An 18779-nucleotide genomic window follows, 5' to 3' on the forward strand; every position below is an offset into this window, starting at 1 on the left:
GCAGAAAGATGACCATCACAGATCCCCCGGAACAGCCTTCCGCGTCACGTGTCGAGCCGGTGCCGGCCGGACTCATCGCGTCCATTCCCGAGCGCGCCGGCACCGACGTGCGCGCCGCGCTCGAGCACGGGAACATCGGTGAAGCCGTCGCAGCCGCAGTCGCGACGGGCGATCTCTCGCTCGCCGTCGACGTGGTGAGGGTGGGCTGGTTCGCTCTGCTCCACGATGACCGACGCGACAGCGTACGCCAGACGCTCGATCAGCTCTCCACAGCACAGCTGATGGCTCATCCACTGCTGGCGATGGCGCTCGGGTTGGTCTACAACGCCGACGGGGCCCGCCGGTCGAAGGCCATCTACTACTTCGGTCTCGCGGCCGCCGGCGTGCGCAATCGCCCCGGGCGGCTCAGCCCGGCCGAGCGTGCTCTGGTGCTCACCAGCGAGAGCGCCGCCCTTCGGCTCATGGGGAAGACGTCTCTCTCGGTCTCCTCGGCGCGCGCCGGGCTGCAGGCGCTCGAGGCGATCCACGAGGGACGCTCCGAGCTGATCGGATACCTGCCACGCCTATACGCGCAACTCGGAACCAGCCTTTTCTACGGCGGCCAGGAGGCGGAGGCGCTTCACATGTTCGCCCGCGGCTTCGCCGAAGCGGGGCCGTCCGACCGCTCCAGTTTCGGCAATCTGGCGATGAGCGCCGGTATCCATGCCCTCGCGGGTAACCTCGCGGAGGCCGGGGACCGTGTGCTCGCCGCCCGGGGAGAGCCGTGGACCGACGAGCAGCGCTGCATGTACGTCGGAACCTTCTACCGCATCGCCGAGGCCGTTCTGGCCCTGGAACGGTTCGATGTGGTGCAGGCGCAACGACACCTGGACATGATGAAGCACGACCGCCGTTCCATCGAGCACTGGGCGGTGATCGCTCGTGTGCAGGCGCTGACCACACTGCTGGCCGGCGACGCGTCTCGTGCGCTGGTGGAATTGGAGGAATACGCCGTGCTGCGCGGAGGGGAGGGCGACACGAAGGTCGCCCGGCAGCGGCTGTGTTCGATGCGCAGCCTGCTGCACATCGCACTGGGCAACTACGAGGCGGCGAGCACCGTCTTGCGCAGCGACGGAGGCAACAGCCCTCAGGACCACGTCGACCGGGCAAGGCTCGCGCTCGCGACGGATCGCATCGGCGAGGTGTACAAAGAGCTGCGCGCGATCGCCGGCCGCCCTCAGAGCGTGCGCACCTCCGCCGAGGCGCTGAGCGTCGAGGCCGCGGCCGGGCTGCGTGCCGGTGCCGACCGACGCACGATGGCGGTGGTCCGGCAGCTCGCCTCGCTGCTGCGGCATTCGGATCAACGGATCGCGCTGCACCTGCTGCCGCCCGATGACGTCGACTCCATCCGGCGCACACTCGAGGGAATCGGCGCGCACGACGTGCTGGAGCCGGCGCCGTGCGAGCCTGTGCTGATCCAGCCGGATCGGCCCGTGCTCACTCCGCGCGAGTTGGCTGTGCTCAACGCTCTCGCGCGTTCGAGCGCGGTCGGCGACATCGCCGCCGAACTGTTCGTGTCCACCAACACCGTGAAGAGCCAGCTGCGCAGCCTGTACCGTAAGCTCGGGGCCCGCAACCGCGATGAGGCGCTGGCCGTGGCACTGCACAGGCACCTCATCTCGGCCGCCGAGATCTGACCAGGCGGCTGGCGGGCAGCGAGCTCAGCCGACCGGACGAGCCGCCGCCTCGCGCGCGGCTTTCGAGGCGGGCTGCGCGGCCCCGACCTTCCAGTAGCCGCAGAAGCTCACCAGGCCCTTGTCGACCCCGCGCTCGCCCACCAGCAGCTTGCGGCCGCCCGATGCGAGTGCCTGTTCACCGGCGATGTACGCATGGAAGTCATGGTCGGGAAGCGCCAGGTCGCGCAGCGCCTCGAGAGCCGCCGCGCCGGGGACAGCGGCATCCGGCCGGATGATCCAGCGCACCTCGATTCCGTCGGGTCGAGGGAACTCCAGAGCATCCTCGGCGCTCGGCACCTCGGCGATCACGACTCCGGATGCCGTTGCGGGAAGCGAGGCGCAGATCGATGAGAGCGCCGGCAGGGCCGTCTCATCGCCGACGAGCACGACCCGTTCCCGGCCCCGTGCGGGATTGAAGGTCAGTCCCTCGTCGATGATCAGCACGTGCTCGCCGGGCCGGCAGGTCTCGGCCCAGCGCGACGCCGGACCCGCGGTGCCCTCGGTGGGCGAACCGTGCAGCACGAAGTCGACGTCGATCTCCGCGCCGCGGTCGTCGCCGCCCGGCCGGTAGGCGCGGACGGTGTAGTTGCGCATCACGGGACGCTCGCCGTCCGGGATGCGCAGGAATTTCAGGTAGCCAAGCATACGGTTCGCCTTCGCCGGCACCCGATCGAGCCCCGCCTCCCCGCCGATGGGCAGGAACAGACGGAACCACTGGTCGTATCCCATGGGCGTGAACCGATCCACTTCCCCGCCCCCGAGCGTCACGCGCATCCAATGCGGAGACAGGCGCTCGGTGCGCTGAACGGTCAGGTGGATCAGCTCGGCTGACGCGGGCTTCACGAGCTTGCTGAAGGACATGCTGTTCCTCTCAGGAGAGCCGCCAGGGGAAGGTGAGGGTGAGGATCGCGGCTGACAGTGCCAGCGTCACGGCGATGAAGACGATGTCGCGTGTGCGGAACGGCACGGCATGACGCTCGGTTCGCGCCGGGTGGGCACCGAAGGCACGGGAGTCCATCGAGAGCGCGACGCGCTCGGCATGGCGGATGCCCGAGGCCAGCAGCGGCACGATGTATCCCCAGCCCCTCGCCAGACGGGCGACCGGATCGCGGCCGCCCCATGGTCCGCCCGCCCCGTGTCCGCGCACCCGATGAGCGGCGCGGATCACTGAGAGCTCATAACCGAACCGCGGCACGAAGCGGTACGCGGCGAGCGCCGTGTAACCGATCCGGTAGGGCACCCGCAGCTGCTGTACGCCGGCGCGCACCAGATCGGGGCCGTTCGTCGTGATCCCGCCGATCAGGGCGAGTCCCAGGATGGCGGCCAGGCGCAGCGAGGTGGCGAGCCCGATGAGCAGCGCTCCCTGATGCAGCGTCCAGTCCGCGACGCGCACCAGGGGTGGGGAATCGGCCACCTGCGCCGGGTCGATCCAGACGGCGAAGCCGAGCGCCAGCACCAGCGTCGCGATCGGCAGCCCGACGATCAGGAGCACCGCGATGCGCCGGCTGATGCGGGCGCCGCTGAGCAGCAGAGCGTACGACAGGGCGAGGAAGGCCGCCGGAGTCACGAGGTCGCGGGTCACGACGAGCAGCGCCATCGCCGGGAGCACGGCCGTGATCTTGGCGAGCGGATTGAGGTGGTGCAGCCAGAAGCGGCCGGATGCCGGCGCCTCGGCGTACGGGTCGGTCGGGGTCGGTGCGGTCTGAGGTGCTACGACCGGATGCGGTTGCTCGTCGCCGACTCGCCCCGGCGCAGGGCGAAGTCCCGCCGCGGTCAGCATCGGGTCGTCGGCGAGCAGCTCCGATGTGGGCCCTGCGGCGAGCACGGCGCCCTCGCGCAGCACGACGGTGTGCGTGCTGTACTGCGCGACCAGGCGCAGATCGTGAGTGACGACGATGATCGTGGTGCCGTCCCGCTGCAGTTCCTGCAGCAGGTCGAGCAGTTCGGCTGCTCGTGCCCTGTCCTGTCCGAAGGTTGGTTCGTCGAGGGCGAGCACCCGGGGGCGCGTGATCAGCGCCGTGCCGACCGACAGTCGGCGCTTCTCTCCGCCCGAGAGCACGAAGGGGTGCACGTCGGCTTTGTGGCTGAGGCCGAAGCGTTCGAGCATCCGGTCCACTCGGTCATCGATCTCGGATCGCGGCACCCGCTGCAGGCGCAGACCGTGGGCGAGCTCATCGCGCACTGTATGCGCGATGAACTGGTGCTCGGGGTTCTGGAAGACGAATCCCACATGTCGCGTCAGCTCACGTGGCGACGCACGGCCGGCATCGAGTTCGCCCAGCATCACCGCGCCCCTGGGCGGAGGCACCACCCCGCCCAGAGCCTGCAGCAGCGTCGTCTTGCCTGCGCCGTTGGCCCCCACGATCGCGGTGAACGATCCCGCCGTCACGTCGAGCTCGCTGACCGCCAGTACGTGTTCGCCCTGCTTGCGCACGGTGAGCTCGCGCACGCGGACGGCCGGAGTCTCCGGCATCCCGCGCGCGGCTCCGGATTCGAGCGGGGCTGCGGCGCTCCGCCCCGCGCGGCCGCTGTCCGCGAGGAGTTCCGAGGGCAGCCACACGCCCAGATCGTGCAGTTCGCCGGCATGTGCGCGGATCGTCTGCTGTGCGGGTCCGTCGAGCAGCAGCCGCCCCTCGTGATCGAGGACGATGACCCTGGTCGCGAAACGCATGGCGGCGTCGAGGTTGTGCTCGACCAGCACGATGGCGCGCTCGGAATCCGCGGTGAGCTCGGCGAGTGCGCGGTACACGTCGTCGACGCCCCGCGGATCGAGATTGGCGGTCGGCTCGTCGAGGACGATGACCCGCGAGCGCATCGCGAGGGCGCAGGCGATCGCGAGCCGCTGTCGTCCGCCGCCGGAGAGCAGATCGGGGTTCCAGGACCGCCGCTGCCACAGTCCGACCTGCCGAAGAGCACGTTCGGAGCGTTCCAGCACCTCGGATGCCGGGAGTAGGAGGTTCTCGAGAGCGAACGCGACCTCGTCGAGCACGGATCCGGTGACCAGCTGCGAATCAGGGTCCTGGAACACCATCGACACGTCCGTGCTCAGCCGGGCGACCGGAGTGCTGCGAGTGTCGTGACCGGCGACCTGCACGACGCCCTCGATCGTGGCATCCACCGACTGAGGGATGAGTCCGTTCAAGGCGAGCGTCAGAGTCGATTTCCCCGAGCCGCTCGGTCCCAGAACGAGCACGACCTCACCGGGTCGTACGTCGAACGAGATTCCACGCGGAGAGGGGTGCGCGGCGCCTGCGTGCGTGACACTGAGGTCCTGCACGCGGAGGAGGGGCGCGGATGGGCGCACGGCGAGACCTCGGTCGGCGGGCGGTTCGCTACTTAGCCTATCCTTACCTGGTCCGCGGCTCGCCTCCGCGATCCTGCGTCAGGGGACTGGTGCACCGCGAAGGCGACGATCAGGTCGCCGGCGCGATACCCGCCCGACGCAGCGAGTTGCCGATCGCGACACCGATCGCCGTCCAGGCGATGGGGCCCAGAACGGACACCACCAGATAGACCACCTGCACCCACAGCTCGAAACGGGCGAGATCGACCACGACGCCGACCACCGCGGCGACGATCACGCCGATGATCGCAGCCGAGACGAAGAACCGCCAACGGCCCCACGCCCGGTATCGGGTCAGCGCCGCGACGCCCTCCTGTATCGCACCGAACAGCAGGGCCGTGCCGATGAACCGCATGGCCCACACCGGATTGAACGCGCTCGAGATCAGCGCGGCGACGACGTGGGTGATCAGCGCGACGAGCGGTCGGCGCAGGACCTCCTGGGCGATGATGCCGGGCAGCACGTGCACACCCAGCACAAGTCCGTACACGTAGGGCACCACAGCGAGCACACCCAGGGTGACGGTGCCGGCGATGCCACCCAGGATGCCGGTGGCCACGCCGATCGCGGCACAGATCAGCAGTGTCCGCGTGTTCAGCGCCGTCCGGGTCCTCACAGCTCAAGGCTATCGGCCGGCCGCGGAGACGGAGCCGCCGAGCGTCGTCGATATTCCGGAAGGCTCGCCGAGGCGCTGGCGTGACGACGCACACGGGGATATGTTGAACGACGGTGCGGCAACGCCGCCGCACCTGGAACAGGAGCACCTCATGAGAAGACCACCCCTCAGAGTGACAGCGGCCCTATCCCTGGCCGCGTTGTTCATCGGATCGACGGCGACGTCCGGATTCGCAGCAGAGGGGGTGACGACTCCCACGCCCATCGAGGGCACACCGGGCCACTACATTGTGGTGCTGAAGGGCGACCCGCTCGCCACCTACGACGGCGGCGTCAGCGGCCTCAAGGCGACCAAGCCTCAGAAGGGCAAGCAGCTCGACGCGAACTCCGCGAACTCGCAGAAGTACCGCGCGCACCTCAAGAACGAGCAGCGCAAGCTGGCGAAGCAGGCGGGCGTGACGCCGGACGCCGAGTACCAGATCACCCTGAACGGGTTCAGCGCCGATCTCAGCGGCGCCCAGGTCGACAAGCTTCGCGCCTCGAAGGATGTACTCGGCGTCTATCCCGACAGCATCCGCCACCCGCAGGCGCAGACCTCCACCGATTTCCTCGGTCTCGGTGACGACGCCACAGGTGCCGGCGGCGTCTGGGAGCAGACCGGCGGGGTGGACACCGCCGGCGAAGGCATCGTGGTGGGTGTGGTCGACACCGGCATCGCGCCCGAGCACCCCTCCTTCGACGGCGCGAAGCTGAAGAAGCAGAACCACAAGAAGTCGCAGGGGCAGCCCTACACCGACGGCTCGTACGTGTACTTCGACAAGGCCGACGGCGGCACCTTCCAGAGCCCGATCGTCACCGGACAGGGCTGGGACAAGCACGACTACTCCACCAAGCTCGTCGGCGGGCAGTACTTCTCCACCGGTGCTGCCGCTGCCGGCTTCGACTTCCAGTACGACTACCTCTCGCCGCGCGACGGTGACGGCCACGGCTCGCACACCGCGAGCACCGCGGCGGGGAACTTCGGCGTGGAGGCCTCCGTCGAGAGCGTCGACTTCGGCACCGTGTCCGGCGTCGCACCCGCGGCGAAGGTCTCGGCCTACAAGGCGTGCTACGTCGGACCCGACCCCGCTGTCACCGACGACGACATCTGCGCGCTGAGCGACCTCGTCGCTGCGATCGATGCGGCGGTCGCCGACGGCGTCGACGTGATCAACTACTCGATCGGCGGGGGAGCGGCCACCAGCGTGCTCGAACCCGACGACATCGCCTTCTTCAACGCGGCCGCCGCCGGCGTCTTCGTCTCGGTCAGCGCGGGCAATAACGGCCCCGACCCGGTCACGGCCGACCACGCATCGCCCTGGTACACGACGGTGGCAGCATCCACGATCCCGACCTGGGAGGGCACGGTGCGCTTCCCCGGCTTCGAGGAGGCGGGCGCCTCGGTGAGCGTGCCCTTCGGCGAAGAGGTGACCGGACCGTCGATCTATGCGGGCGACGCTGCCGCTGGCGACGGCGCGGCGCTGTGCCTGCCAGGCTCGCTGGACGCCGCGAAGGTCACAGGACACATCGTGGTCTGCGACCGCGGTGAGAACGCCCGCGCCGAGAAGTCCGACGTCGTGAAGGACGCAGGCGGCATCGGGATGGTCCTCGTGAACGTTCCGGGCGGCGCCGACTCGCTCGACAACGACTTCCACGCCGTCCCCACGGTGCACCTCGCGGCCGCACACCGCGCGGCTGTGCTCGCGTACGTCCAGGGCGGAACCGACCTCCCGGTGACGCTGATCGGTGAGAACGTCACGGGTGAGACCACGCCTGTGCCGCAGATCGCCGGCTTCTCGAGCCGCGGCCCGATGAACGCCAACGGCTCCGACGTCATCAAGCCCGACGTGGCGGCGCCCGGCGTGGCCATCCTCGCCGCGACGAACAACGCACCCGATGCGGAGCCGACCTTCGGCATCCTGTCGGGCACCTCGATGGCGGCCCCGCACGTCGCGGGTCTGGCGGCGCTCTACCTCGGAGAGCACCCCAACGCCGCACCGGCCGAGATCAAGTCGGCCATGATGACCACGGCCTACGACACGGTGAACGCCGACGGATCGAAGAACACCGACCCGTTCTCGCAGGGCGCCGGTCAGGTCGACCCGACCCGCTACTTCGAGCCCGGCCTGCTGTACCTGGCCGGTCCTGCGGAGTGGGCGGCGTACATCGAGGGCACCGGGCTCGCGGAGTTCGACGGCATCGAGCCGATCGACGGCAGCGACCTCAACGGCGCGTCGATCGGAATCGGATCGCTGGCGAGCGCGCAGACCGTCACCCGCACGGTGACGGCGACGGCGCCCGGCAGCTACACCGCCGAGGTGGATCTGCCAGGAGTCGACGTGACGGTCGAACCCTCGACGCTGAGCTTCTCGAAGGCCGGAGAGTCGAAGACCTTCACGGTCACGTTCGACAACGCCACGGCGCCGGTCGAGGAGTGGGCGACCGGTCTGCTGACCTGGAAGGGTGAGAACGGCGACGTGCGCTCGCCGCTGGCCGTCTTCCCGGTCACGGCCGACGCACCGGCCGAGGTCTCCGGCGCCGGTGTCGACGGCTCCGAGACGATCGAGATCACCCCCGGCGTCGACGGTGAGCTGCCGCTCAACCTGCACGGGCTCACCCCGCTGACGCTGCTGGTCGACGAGGCCAACCCCGTCGAGGGGCACTCCGGCGACCAGGACTCCGGCGACGAGAACAAGGACGTCACCTGGATCGTGGACGTGCCGGAGGGCACGACGCTGTCGCGCTTCGACCTCGACTCGTCCGACGACGAGGGAAGCGACCTCGACCTGACGGTCTACCGCGTGGTCTCCCCGACCGACCTGCGCTACTACGAGCGCTGGCAGTCGGCGACCGCGTCGGCCGACGAGCGGGTGACCATCACGGCGCCCACCGCGGGCACCTACCTGGTCGTGGCGAACATGTACTCGACGCCGAACCCGATGACGTGGGACATGACCTACGCCAACGTGGTCACGGGTGCCGACCAGGGCTCGCTCACGGCGACCCCGAACCCGCTGCAGACCACCCGCGGTGAGGCCGTCTCGTACGACCTGTCGTGGTCCGGTCTGCAGGCCGGCTCGAAGTATCTCGGCGTCGTGCAGTACGGCGACTCCGAGGTGCGCACGATCGTGACGGTCGACGCCGCGCAGTAGCCGCAGCGCAATGAGGGACCGGATGCCGATCGGCATCCGGTCCCTCTGCGTTGCGCAGAACGTCCTGCGAGTGGCCCTGGGTCTGCGGCGTTTCAGCCCTGGTTGGGAACGCGGATCTCCACACCCTCGAGGGGGTGGGATTCCAGGTGCTTCCGGATGAACGAGCAGTACGGCACGATGGCGTCACCGGATGCCGCGGCATCCGCCAGCGCCTCGGACGCGAGCCGGGTCGCGAGGCCCATGTCCTGGAAGGCGTGGTCGATCTCGGTGTGTATGAAGCGGAACTCCCCGGGGCGCCGTTCGAACTCGGAGAATCCGGCGAGAGTGCCGTCGGAGTGGATCTCGTAGCGAGAGACGTCGTCGTTGCGGGTGACGGTGATGTCGGGCATGGCTCCTCCTTCAGTCCGTCCAACCTACGCGGTCGCCGCCCCTGTGGACACCCGGGGCCCTGCGTCGGCGGTGGTGGCTACGCTGGAGGGATGCCGCAGCTCCCCTCCGATCCTTACGAGGATCTGCCGTACCCGGATGAACCGTGGGGAGAGCCGGAGGAGATGGACTGGATGCCGCCCGCCGACGGCTGGGAGCCGCCGCTGGACTGGGGTTCGGCGCCGACGTCCCCTGCCTCCGCACTCGCCGCGGAGCCGGCTCCGGCGCCGTCGCGGTTCCCGACCGCGATCGAGGCCCTGCGCACCGTCTTCGGGTACGACGCGTTCCGTGGCGACCAGGCGGCGATCGTCGAGCAGGTGATCGGCGGCGGCGACGCGGTCGTGCTCATGCCGACGGGCGGCGGCAAGTCGGTCACCTATCAGGTGCCTGCGCTCGTGCGCGAGGGAACGGGCCTGGTGATCAGCCCCCTCATCGCCCTCATGCACGACCAGGTCGACGCGCTGCGCGCGAACGGAGTGCGCGCCGCCTACCTGAACTCCACGCAGTCGCTGGATGAGCGACGCGAGGTGGAGCGCGCTTACGTCGCGGGCGAACTCGACCTCGTCTACGTCGCGCCCGAGCGCCTTTCCTCACCGCAGACGACGCAGTTGCTGCAGCGCGGCGTCCTCAGCGTGATCGCGATCGACGAGGCGCACTGCGTGTCGCAGTGGGGTCATGACTTCCGCCCCGACTACCTGGCGCTTGGCGATCTGGCCGAGCGGTTCCCCGGCGTTCCGCGCATGGCGCTCACCGCCACCGCCACGCGTGCCACCCACAAGGAGCTCACCGAGCGGTTGCGGCTGACGACAGCGCAGCACTACGTCGCCAGTTTCGATCGCCCGAACATCCAGTACCGCATCGTCCCCAAGGTCGATCCGCGCCGCCAGCTCGTCGAGTTCATCCGCTCCCAGCCCGAAGGAGCGGCCGGCATCGTCTACGCCCTCAGCCGCAAATCCGTCGAGCAGACGGCCGAGCACCTCGCGTCCAAGGGCGTCGACGCCCTGCCGTACCACGCCGGACTTCCCGCAGAGGTGCGTGCTGCCAATCAGGCGCGGTTCCTGCGCGAGGACGGAATCGTCATGGTCGCCACGATCGCTTTCGGCATGGGCATCGACAAGCCGGACGTGCGGTTCGTGGCGCACATCGACCTGCCGAAATCGGTCGAGGGCTATTACCAGGAGACCGGGCGTGCCGGGCGCGACGGCGAACCGTCCGTGGCATGGATGGCCTACGGCTTGGGCGACGTCGTGCAGCAACGGCGCCTCATCGATCAGAGTCCGGGCGACCGCACGTTCAAGATGCGCATGGGGCAGCACCTCGACGCCATGCTCGCGCTGTGCGAGACCGTCGCCTGCCGCCGGCAGAACCTTCTCGGGTACTTCGGGCAGGAGTCGCAGCCGTGCGGCAACTGCGACACCTGCCTCGAGGCGCCCGACACGTACGACGGGCTCATCCCCGCTCAGAAGCTGCTGTCGACCATCGTGCGGCTGAAGCGCGAGCGCAACCAGGCCTTCGGCGCCGGGCACCTGATCGACATCCTGCGCGGAGCATCCACAGATCGCATCCGCAAGATGGGTCACGAGAAGATCGCCACCTACGGGATCGGCGCCGACCTCTCCGAGCAGGACTGGCGCAGCGTCGTGCGCCAGCTGCTCGCCCGCGGCATCCTCGTCGCACAGGGGGAGTACGGCACGCTCGGACCCGGTGAAGCCGCCACGGGGGTGCTTCACGGCGAGATGCCGGTGCCGCTGCGTCGCGACACAATCGGCCGCAGCACGACGACCCGCGCTCGCAAGGCATCCGCGGCGGATGCGCTGGCAGAGGGCGACCGCGAGCTCTTCGAGGCGCTGCGCAGCTGGCGTGCCGAGGCCGCCCGCGAGCAGGGCGTGCCGGCCTACATCGTGTTCGGCGACGCCACGCTGCGAGCGCTGGCCGAACGTCGACCCGGGTCGGTGAACGAGCTCGGCGGCATCAGCGGGATCGGCGAGAAGAAGCGCGACGCGTACGGTCAGGCCGTGCTCGAGGTGATCGCCGCACACTAGCGCCTCAGGCTGCGGCGTACTCCTCGATGTGCACGTCGACCGTCGCCGCCCGGCGGATCAGCTTCGACACGGGGCAGCGGGCGTGCGCGGCCGTGAGCAGAGTCTCGGTGTCTTCGCGCGAGAGTCCTTCTGCCGAGAGGAACGCATCGACCCGGAACTCATAGCCCGGCCCCGGTTCCGCGGGGTGCAGCTCGACCTCCACGCGAACCGCGGTGCGCCGCTGCTCGGCGACCAGCACCTGGGCCGTGCCGTTCAGACACGTCGCCCACGCCAGGGCGAGCAGCTGTTCCGGATTTGTGGCCGACGGATCGGCATCCGCCTTCAGAGGTGAGGCGACCGCCACATCGAGCCCGCCCGGCACCCTGCTCCTGCCGTCATCCCCGTTGGTCGCCTGCGTCCGGTACCTCACACTCACCTTGCCAGTATAATTGGATGCTGTCCATAAAAGCCGAACCGATGCCAGCGAGGAACATCCGTGGTCTCTGCACCCCCGGCGATCGTGGAATTCCGCAACGTCACCAAGCGCTTCGCTCCGTCTGGCGGGCCGGCGCTCGACGACGTCTCCCTCAGCATCCGCGAAGGCGAGATCTTCGGCATCGTCGGTGAGAGCGGCGCCGGCAAATCGACCCTCCTCGAGCTCGTCAACGGCCTGACCTCCCCGACCGAGGGCCAGGTCCTGGTGCGCGGCATCGACGTCTCCGCTCTCCGGCGACGCGCTGTGCGCGAGCTGCGCCGCGACATCGGCGTCGTGTTCCAGGGCGTGCACCTGCTCGCCAACAGCAGCGTGCGGCGCAATGTGCGGCTTCCCCTGCAGCTGTCGAGACTGCGCGCCGGCGAAGCGCTCAAACGGGAGCGGCAGGACGCGGCCGTCGACGAGATCCTCGCGTTCGTCGGGCTGTCGCACCGCGCCGAGCACTTCCCCGCGCAGCTCAGCGGCGGGGAACGCCAGCGGGTCGGGCTCGCCAGGGCGCTGGTCGCCCGCCCGCCCCTGCTGCTGTGCGACGAGCCGACCTCGTCGCTGGACGCGTCCACGACCGCCGACGTGCTCGAAGTACTGGCCGGTGCTCGCGAGAAGCTCGGTACGACCGTCATCGTGATCACGCACGACCTCGATGTCGTCAAGGCCATCTGCGACCGCGCCGCGCTGCTCGAGAAGGGGCGCCTGCGCGAGGTGTTCGACGTCGCCAAGACGGGCGACCGCTCGCTGCCCAGCTATCACGAGCAGGTCAGACGGGAGCTCATGTCGTGACCTGGCTCACCGACCTGCTCTCCGAGTACGGGGAGGACATGCTCGTCGCGCTCGCCGAGACGGGTTACATGATGCTCGTCTCGCTCGCCGCCGCCGTACTGATCGGCCTGCCGCTCGGCACGATCGTCCATCTCACCGAGCGCGGCGGGATCGCCGAGAACCGCGGTGTGAACGTGATCGCGAACCTTTACATCAACATCGTGCGCTCGTTCCCGTTTCTGCTGCTGGTCGTCTTCCTCATCCCGTTCACCCGTACGGTGATGGGCACCAGCTTCGGCACGCAGGCGGCGACGCTGCCGCTGTGCTTCGTCGCCGTGGCGATCTACGCCCGTCTCACGGAGCAGATCCTGCGCGAGATTCCGGCAGGCATACCGAAGTTCGCCGTCGCGTCGGGTGCGACCGTGCCGCAGGCGGTGTTCCGGATGCTGCTGCCCGAGGCGCGTCCAGGTCTGGTCTACGCGCTCACCTCAGCCGCGATCAGCCTGCTGTCGTATTCGACGGTGCTCGGCGTGGTCGGCGGCGGGGGCATCGGCGATTTCGCGATGCGCTACGGGTACCAGGTCTACAACGACAGCCTGATGTACCTCACGATCGTCGTCATCATCGTCTGCGTGCTCGCGATCCAGGCCGCAGGACACCGCACGTCGATGCGGCTCGACCATCGCGGCCGCCTCGAGCGCCGCTGACCGCGCCTCACCCAACCGAGAAGGAGACACACATGACGAAGTCGCGAATCGCGCTGCTGACCGCAACCCTGGGCTTGACGCTGATGGCTAGCGGGTGCGCGGGAGGCGCGGGGGGACCGGACGCCGGGGCGGGCGCTGAGACCCCCTCGACGCTCAAGGTCGCCGCGGTGCAGGCCCCGATGACCGACGTCGTCGAAGCGGCGGCGGAGGCGATCGAGGGGGACTACGAGATCGAGCTGGTCGAGGTGGCCGACTACGTCACGGCGAACACGATCCTGAACAGCGCAGACGTGTACGCCAACTTCTCGCAGCACATTCCGTACATGGAGTCGTTCAACGCCGGAAACGACGGCACGCTCGTCGGTGTGCAGCCGGTGTACAACTTCGTGATCGCGTTCTACTCGAAGCAGCTCGACGACATCGCCGAGCTCCCCGAGGAGGCGAAGGTGGCCATCCCGGACGACCCGTCGAACACCGGCCGCGCCCTCAAGCTCCTCGCCGAGCACGACGTCATCGCACTCGATCCCGAGGTCGACCCGTACGAGGCGACAGTGAAGGACGTCGTGCAGAACCCGAAGGACGTGGAGTTCCTGCAGGTGCCCATCGCCTCGCTGAACGCCGCCTACGAGGAGGCGGACCTGGTCTTCCAGTGGCCCTCGCACATCGCGGCGCTCGGACTGACGCCGCAGGACGACGGCCTCATCACGGAGCTCGACGAGACCTTCGCGCTCAACCTCGTCGTCCGCGAACAGGATGCGGACTCCGAAGCCACCGCGGCGCTGAAGGCGGCGTTCACGAGCGACCAGGTGCGCGAGGTCATCGAGTCGAACGGCACGATTCAGACCGCCTGGTGAGCGTGCGCGGAGCCGCGGTCGTTCATGACGCCGGATGACGGCTCGATGTCGCATCATGTCATGACAGGTCATAGCGTTGGCCCTCATGAGCCTCGATCAGAAGACCGCAGCGCCCACGCTCATCCGTTCGGCCCGTGACGTGCACGCCCTGCTCGCCGAGAAGGGATCGCAGGGCACCAAGACCAAGGCGATCATCGTGCTCGCCCTCGGCGGCATCTTCATGGACGCTTACGACTTCTCGTCGCTGGCGTTCGGCATCACGGCGGTGAAGGAGGAGTTCGGTCTCGACCCGCTGATGACCGGCTTCGTCAACGCCGCGATCATGGTGGGCTCTGTCATCGGCGCGATCTTCGGTGGGATGCTGGTCGACCGGTTCGGGCGGTACAAGTTGTTCATGGCCGACATGGCCTTCTTCGTCGTCGCCGCGATCGGCTGCGCCCTGGCGCCCAACGAGTGGGTGCTCATCTTCTTCCGATTCCTGATGGGGGTCGGCGTCGGCCTCGACCTGCCGGTCGCGATGGCGTTCCTCGCCGAGTTCTCGAAGCTGCGTGGCTCCGGCAGCCGTTCCCAGCGTGTCAACGCATGGTCGCCCGCCTGGTACATCGCCACAGGGTTCGGCTACCTGCTCGTGCTCGCGGTCTTCCTGCTGCTGCCCGTGGCACAGCACGGCATCCTGTGGCGCGTGGTCGTCGGCTTCGGTGCGGTGCCAGCCATCATCGTGCTGCTCGTCCGCCGCAAGTACATGGCCGAGTCGCCCCAGTGGCTGGCCGATCAGGGCGACCTGCGCGGCGCGGTCGACGTGATGCGCTCGCACCACGGTCTCGACGTGGAGCTGGCGGCGGACGCCGACACGACCCGCACCACCAAGGCCCGCACCGGCCACTGGCGCCAGTACGGCGAGCTGTTCGCCGCGCGGTACCGCCTGCGCACCATCGCGGCGCTCTGCGTCTCGGTGTTCTCCACCTTCGGATACAACGCCGTCGCCTACGGCACCCCGCTGATCATCGCGATGCTGTTCCAGCAGGGTCCGCTCGTGACGATCCTTTCGGCGCTGGTGATCAACCTCGGCTTCGGTGCGGCCGGCGGCCTCCTCGGCGTCGGTCTGATCAACAGGGTCGGCGCCCGGCGGATGACCATCATCGGCTTCGCGATCCAGGCGGCGTCCCTGCTGGTCCTCGCGATCGTCGGCATCCCGACCGGCGCGCTCGTGATCATCTCCATCGCGATGCTCGCCGCCTTCGTGTTCGCGCAGGCCGGCGGCCCCGGCGCGAACCTCATGAGCTACGCGACGCTGTCGTACCCGACGAGGCTGCGCGGTGTCGGGGTGGGCTTCAACGAGGCCGTGAAGCGCGTCTTCTCGATCGTCTCGCTGGTCTTCTTCCCCGTGCTCGCGACGTCGCTGTCGACCGGCGTGTTCTGGATCGTCGCGCTCGCACCGCTCGCCGGCCTGATCTCGCTGCTCGTCATCGCCTGGGACCCGACCGGCAAGGACGTCGACGCCGAGGATCACGCCGGCTGACCGTCCTCCAGTCGCCGGCGGTGAATCATGGATGCTGTGGACTCACGACAACAGACCCGGAGGTCGGGGCGCGACCGCATTGGGTGAAACCCACAGGCGACTTCACCGGTCGTTGTCGCAGACCTACCATTGACGCATCCCCCGCTCCTTCTTGAGAGGAACCGTCATGGTCGACGCCGCAGTCCGCCCCGCAACCGCCGCACAGGACGAGCCCCGCATCGATGTCGGGCAGGTGAACGAGCTGCTCCTCGGCACGTGGGCGCAGACGCGCCGTGAGGCCCGCGAGATGATCAAGGACCCGGCGTTCTGGCGCGACGACGCCCTCGGCAAGGACGAGCATCGCGAACGCGTGCTCACTCAACTGCACCTGCTCGTCGAGAACGGCGCAGTGCACCGGGCCTTCCCGAAGACGTTCGGTGGTGAGGAGAACAACGGCGCCAACATCGCCGGCTTCGAGGAGCTCGTCGCCGCAGACCCGAGCCTGCAGATCAAGTCGGGCGTGCAGTGGGGACTGTTCGGCTCGGCCATCCTGCAGCTGGGCACCGAGGAGCACCACGACAAGTGGCTGCCGGGCGTGATGGACCTGTCGATCCCCGGTGCCTTCGCGATGACCGAGATCGGGCACGGCTCGGACGTCGCGGCGGTCGGCACCACCGCGACCTACGACCCGGCCACCGAGGAGTTCGTCATCAACACCCCGTTCCGCGGTGCGACGAAGGAGTACCTCGGCAATGCGGCCCTGCACGGAGTCGCGGCCACCGTCTTCGCGCAGCTGATCACGAACGGTGTGAATCACGGTGTGCACTGCTTCTACGTGCCGCTTCGCGGCGAAGACGGCACCGACCTGCCGGGCATCGGTCGCGAGGACGACGGCCTCAAGGGCGGTCTGAACGGCATCGACAACGGCCGGCTCTCGTTCGATCACGTGCGCGTCCCGCGCACCAACCTGCTCAACAAGTACGGCGACGTCGCGGCCGACGGCACCTACACGAGCCCGATCGACAGCCCCGGCCGTCGGTTCTTCACCATGCTCGGCACGCTCGTACAGGGGCGCGTCTCCCTCGACGGAGCATCTTCGTGGGCGTCGGCGCTCGGCCTGCACATCGCCGTGACCTACGCGACCCAGCGCCGCCAGTTCGACGGCGCCGACGGCGAGGAGACCGTGCTGCTGGACTACGGCAAGCACCAGCGCCGGCTGCTGCCTCGCCTGGCGACCACCTACGCCCAGATCTTCGCGCACGACGAGTTCCTGCAGAAGTTCGACGGCGTGTTCTCCGGTCGCACCGACACCCCCGACGACCGTGAGGATCTCGAGACACTCGCAGCCGCCCTAAAGCCGCTGTCGACCTGGCACGCGCTCGACACCCTCCAGGAGGCGCGCGAGGCATGCGGCGGCGCAGGCTTCATGTTCGAGAACCGTCTCGTGGGCCTGCGTCAGGACCTCGACATCTACGTCACGTTCGAGGGTGACAACAACGTGCTGCTGCAACTGGTCGGCAAGCGCCTGCTCACCGACTACGCCAAGCAGTTCAAGGGTAAGGACGCAGCCGCGCTGGCGAAGTACGCCGTCGGGCAGACCGCGGGCAAGGTGTTCCACGGTGCGGGTCTGCGCGCCCTCGGTCAGGCCGTCGCCGACCTGGGGTCGACCGCGCGATCGGTTGAGCTGGGCCTGCGCGAGGAGCAGCAGCATGAGCTGCTCACCGAGCGCGTGCAGCAGATGGTCGCCGACATCGCCGGTCGACTCCGCCCCGCAGGCAAGGACAAGGTCCTGGGCGAGAAGCTGTTCAACGAGAACCAGGCCGAGCTCATCGAAGCTGCTCGCGCGCACGGTGAGCTGCTGCAGTGGGAGGCGTTCACCGATGCCGTGCGCGCCATCGAAGACCCCGGCACGAAGCAGGTGCTGACCTGGCTGCGCGACCTGTTCGGGCTGACCCTCGTCGAGAAGCACCTCGCCTGGTACCTGATCAACGGGCGCCTCTCCACGCAGCGTGCCGCTGCTGTGTCGAGCTACATCGGCCGGCTGTGCGCTCGCCTGCGCCCGCACGCGCTCGAGCTCGTCGATGCGTTCGGCTTCGCACCGGAGCACGTGCGCGCGCCGATCGCCGGCGGCGCCGAGCAGCAGCGACAGGACGAGGCCCGCGCGTACTACGCCGAGCTGAAGGCATCCGGTCGGGCGCCCGTCTCGGAGAAGTCGCTGAAGGCGACGGCCAAGCGGCGCTGACCCCCCGACGTCGGGGAGGCGGATAACGTGAACGCATGTCTGCGCTTCTGACCGGTCCCGATTCGCGTTCACGTTGCGCCTGGGTCGGTGACGACGCCGAGTACCGCCGCTATCACGACGAGGAGTGGGGCCGGCCACTGCATGGCGACAGGGCGCTCTTCGAGAAGATGGCTCTCGAAGGGTTCCAGGCCGGACTGAGCTGGATCACCATCCTGCGAAAGCGCCCCCGGTTCCGAGAGGTGTTCTCGGGGTTCGAGCCGGACGCGGTCGCCGCGTTCGGCCCGGATGACGTGGAAAGGCTGATGTCCGACACCGGGATCATCCGCAACCGGGCCAAGATCGAGGCGACGATCTCCAACGCAGCACTCGTGCGGGACATGTCGGAGGGGGAGCTCGATGCGCTGATGTGGTCGTTCGCACCCGCCGCCGCCCGCCCGCGCCCCCGGTCGTTGTCGGATGTGCCTGCGGTCACAGAGGAGTCCACGGCGCTGAGCAAGGCCCTGCGCAGGCGAGGGTTCCGATTCGTCGGACCCACGACCATGTACGCCCTCATGCAGTCGGCGGGCATGGTCGACGACCACGTCGAGGGATGCTGGCGGGCCTGAACGCACCGGGTGGGTATCTCTGCCCATGCACCGGCCTCTCGGTCGGTGCACTCACCTGGTTAGGATGAAGCGTCCGTGCGCGCCGTCGTGCGCTGATGCGACGCAGTTCAGAGCACGTGTTCCAGGGGGGAATTCCGTATGAAGGCGCTGACGTGGGTGCGATCGCGTCCGAAGACCCTCGCATCAGCGGCGGGCGTCGCGATCGGGGCGATGACGATCACGACGATGGCGGTCGCGTACGACGGGTTCCCGACGACGAAGGTCGACCTGAACGATGCCGGTGTGTGGCTCACCAACGCGTCCAGCCTGCTGG

14 protein-coding genes are annotated in these 18779 nt (G+C 68.8%); 9 read left to right on the plus strand and 5 right to left on the minus strand.

Annotated elements, in window-relative coordinates; translation table 11 throughout:
- Positions 1–8 precede the first annotated feature (8 nt).
- On the plus strand, positions 9–1676 hold the full coding sequence (locus tag RIN43_RS10800) for a LuxR C-terminal-related transcriptional regulator (protein WP_309128922.1): 1668 nt from the start codon (positions 9–11) through the stop codon (positions 1674–1676).
- Between the two features lie 24 nt (positions 1677–1700).
- On the opposite strand, the gene RIN43_RS10805 is transcribed toward RIN43_RS10800, so the two are convergent.
- From RIN43_RS10805 to RIN43_RS10815, 3 genes are all read right to left on the minus strand, one after another.
- Positions 1701–2576: a siderophore-interacting protein gene (locus RIN43_RS10805; RefSeq protein ID WP_309128923.1), complete on the minus strand. Its 876-nt coding sequence runs from the start codon at positions 2574–2576 to the stop codon at positions 1701–1703.
- A gap of 10 nt (positions 2577–2586) precedes the next feature.
- The gene (locus RIN43_RS10810; protein ID WP_309128924.1) at positions 2587–5019 is read right to left on the minus strand and encodes an energy-coupling factor transporter ATPase; all 2433 of its coding nucleotides are present in this window, start codon (positions 5017–5019) and stop codon (positions 2587–2589) included.
- Positions 5020–5128: 109 nt separating this feature from the next.
- Positions 5129–5674: an ECF transporter S component gene (locus RIN43_RS10815; RefSeq protein WP_309128925.1), complete on the minus strand. Its 546-nt coding sequence runs from the start codon at positions 5672–5674 to the stop codon at positions 5129–5131.
- A 151-nt stretch (positions 5675–5825) separates the two neighbouring features.
- On the opposite strand from RIN43_RS10815, the gene RIN43_RS10820 reads away from it, so the two are divergent.
- Positions 5826–8864 carry a S8 family serine peptidase gene (locus RIN43_RS10820; RefSeq protein ID WP_309128926.1) on the plus strand — a complete coding sequence of 1013 codons (3039 nt, stop codon included), beginning with the start codon at positions 5826–5828 and terminating at the stop codon, positions 8862–8864.
- A 92-nt stretch (positions 8865–8956) separates the two neighbouring features.
- Here the strand turns inward: RIN43_RS10820 and RIN43_RS10825 are convergent, their stop codons facing one another.
- On the minus strand, positions 8957–9253 hold the full coding sequence (locus RIN43_RS10825) for an N-acetyltransferase (RefSeq protein WP_309128927.1): 297 nt from the start codon (positions 9251–9253) through the stop codon (positions 8957–8959).
- Between the two features lie 90 nt (positions 9254–9343).
- Here RIN43_RS10825 and recQ point away from each other — a divergent pair, with 90 nt between their 5' ends.
- Positions 9344–11332, plus strand: a complete 1989-nt coding sequence (recQ, locus tag RIN43_RS10830) for a DNA helicase RecQ (protein ID WP_309128928.1) — start codon at positions 9344–9346, stop codon at positions 11330–11332.
- Between the two features lie 4 nt (positions 11333–11336).
- On the opposite strand, the gene RIN43_RS10835 is transcribed toward recQ, so the two are convergent.
- Positions 11337–11747 (minus strand): OsmC family protein, encoded by a 411-nt coding sequence (locus RIN43_RS10835; protein ID WP_309128929.1) that lies wholly within the window; start codon positions 11745–11747, stop codon positions 11337–11339.
- Positions 11748–11807: 60 nt separating this feature from the next.
- Between RIN43_RS10835 and RIN43_RS10840 the strand changes: the two genes are divergently transcribed.
- The 6 genes from RIN43_RS10840 to RIN43_RS10865 all read left to right on the plus strand — a co-directional run bounded on the left by RIN43_RS10840 (position 11808) and on the right by RIN43_RS10865 (position 18466).
- Complete coding sequence (locus RIN43_RS10840) at positions 11808–12581, plus strand: ATP-binding cassette domain-containing protein (RefSeq protein ID WP_309128930.1); 774 nt, start codon at positions 11808–11810, stop codon at positions 12579–12581.
- Positions 12578–13267, plus strand: a complete 690-nt coding sequence (locus RIN43_RS10845) for a methionine ABC transporter permease (RefSeq protein WP_309128931.1) — start codon at positions 12578–12580, stop codon at positions 13265–13267. Before RIN43_RS10840 ends, RIN43_RS10845 begins: the two co-directional genes overlap by 4 nt.
- Positions 13268–13299: 32 nt before the next feature.
- The gene (locus RIN43_RS10850; RefSeq protein ID WP_309128932.1) at positions 13300–14121 is read left to right on the plus strand and encodes a MetQ/NlpA family ABC transporter substrate-binding protein; all 822 of its coding nucleotides are present in this window, start codon (positions 13300–13302) and stop codon (positions 14119–14121) included.
- 85 nt (positions 14122–14206) lie between these two features.
- Positions 14207–15640: an MFS transporter gene (locus tag RIN43_RS10855; RefSeq protein ID WP_309128933.1), complete on the plus strand. Its 1434-nt coding sequence runs from the start codon at positions 14207–14209 to the stop codon at positions 15638–15640.
- 166 nt (positions 15641–15806) lie between these two features.
- Complete coding sequence (locus tag RIN43_RS10860) at positions 15807–17861, plus strand: acyl-CoA dehydrogenase (protein WP_309128934.1); 2055 nt, start codon at positions 15807–15809, stop codon at positions 17859–17861.
- A 35-nt stretch (positions 17862–17896) separates the two neighbouring features.
- On the plus strand, positions 17897–18466 hold the full coding sequence (locus RIN43_RS10865) for a DNA-3-methyladenine glycosylase I (protein WP_309128935.1): 570 nt from the start codon (positions 17897–17899) through the stop codon (positions 18464–18466).
- Positions 18467–18779: the final 313 nt, after the last annotated feature.

Source organism: Microbacterium sp. (assembly GCF_031178445.1).
Lineage (GTDB): Bacteria > Actinomycetota > Actinomycetes > Actinomycetales > Microbacteriaceae > Microbacterium.

Bases quoted from the DNA above. Each gene is read 5' to 3' on its own strand.
- RIN43_RS10855 (WP_309128933.1), top strand. From the start codon at position 14,207: ATGAGCCTCGATCAGAAGACCGCAGCGCCCACGCTCATCCGTTCGGCC.
- recQ (WP_309128928.1), top strand. From the start codon at position 9,344: ATGCCGCAGCTCCCCTCCGATCCTTACGAGGATCTGCCGTACCCGGAT.
- RIN43_RS10825 (WP_309128927.1), bottom strand. From the start codon at position 9,253: ATGCCCGACATCACCGTCACCCGCAACGACGACGTCTCTCGCTACGAG.
- RIN43_RS10850 (WP_309128932.1), top strand. From the start codon at position 13,300: ATGACGAAGTCGCGAATCGCGCTGCTGACCGCAACCCTGGGCTTGACG.
- RIN43_RS10800 (WP_309128922.1), top strand. From the start codon at position 9: ATGACCATCACAGATCCCCCGGAACAGCCTTCCGCGTCACGTGTCGAG.
- RIN43_RS10865 (WP_309128935.1), top strand. From the start codon at position 17,897: ATGTCTGCGCTTCTGACCGGTCCCGATTCGCGTTCACGTTGCGCCTGG.
- RIN43_RS10805 (WP_309128923.1), bottom strand. From the start codon at position 2,576: ATGTCCTTCAGCAAGCTCGTGAAGCCCGCGTCAGCCGAGCTGATCCAC.
- RIN43_RS10860 (WP_309128934.1), top strand. From the start codon at position 15,807: ATGGTCGACGCCGCAGTCCGCCCCGCAACCGCCGCACAGGACGAGCCC.
- RIN43_RS10820 (WP_309128926.1), top strand. From the start codon at position 5,826: ATGAGAAGACCACCCCTCAGAGTGACAGCGGCCCTATCCCTGGCCGCG.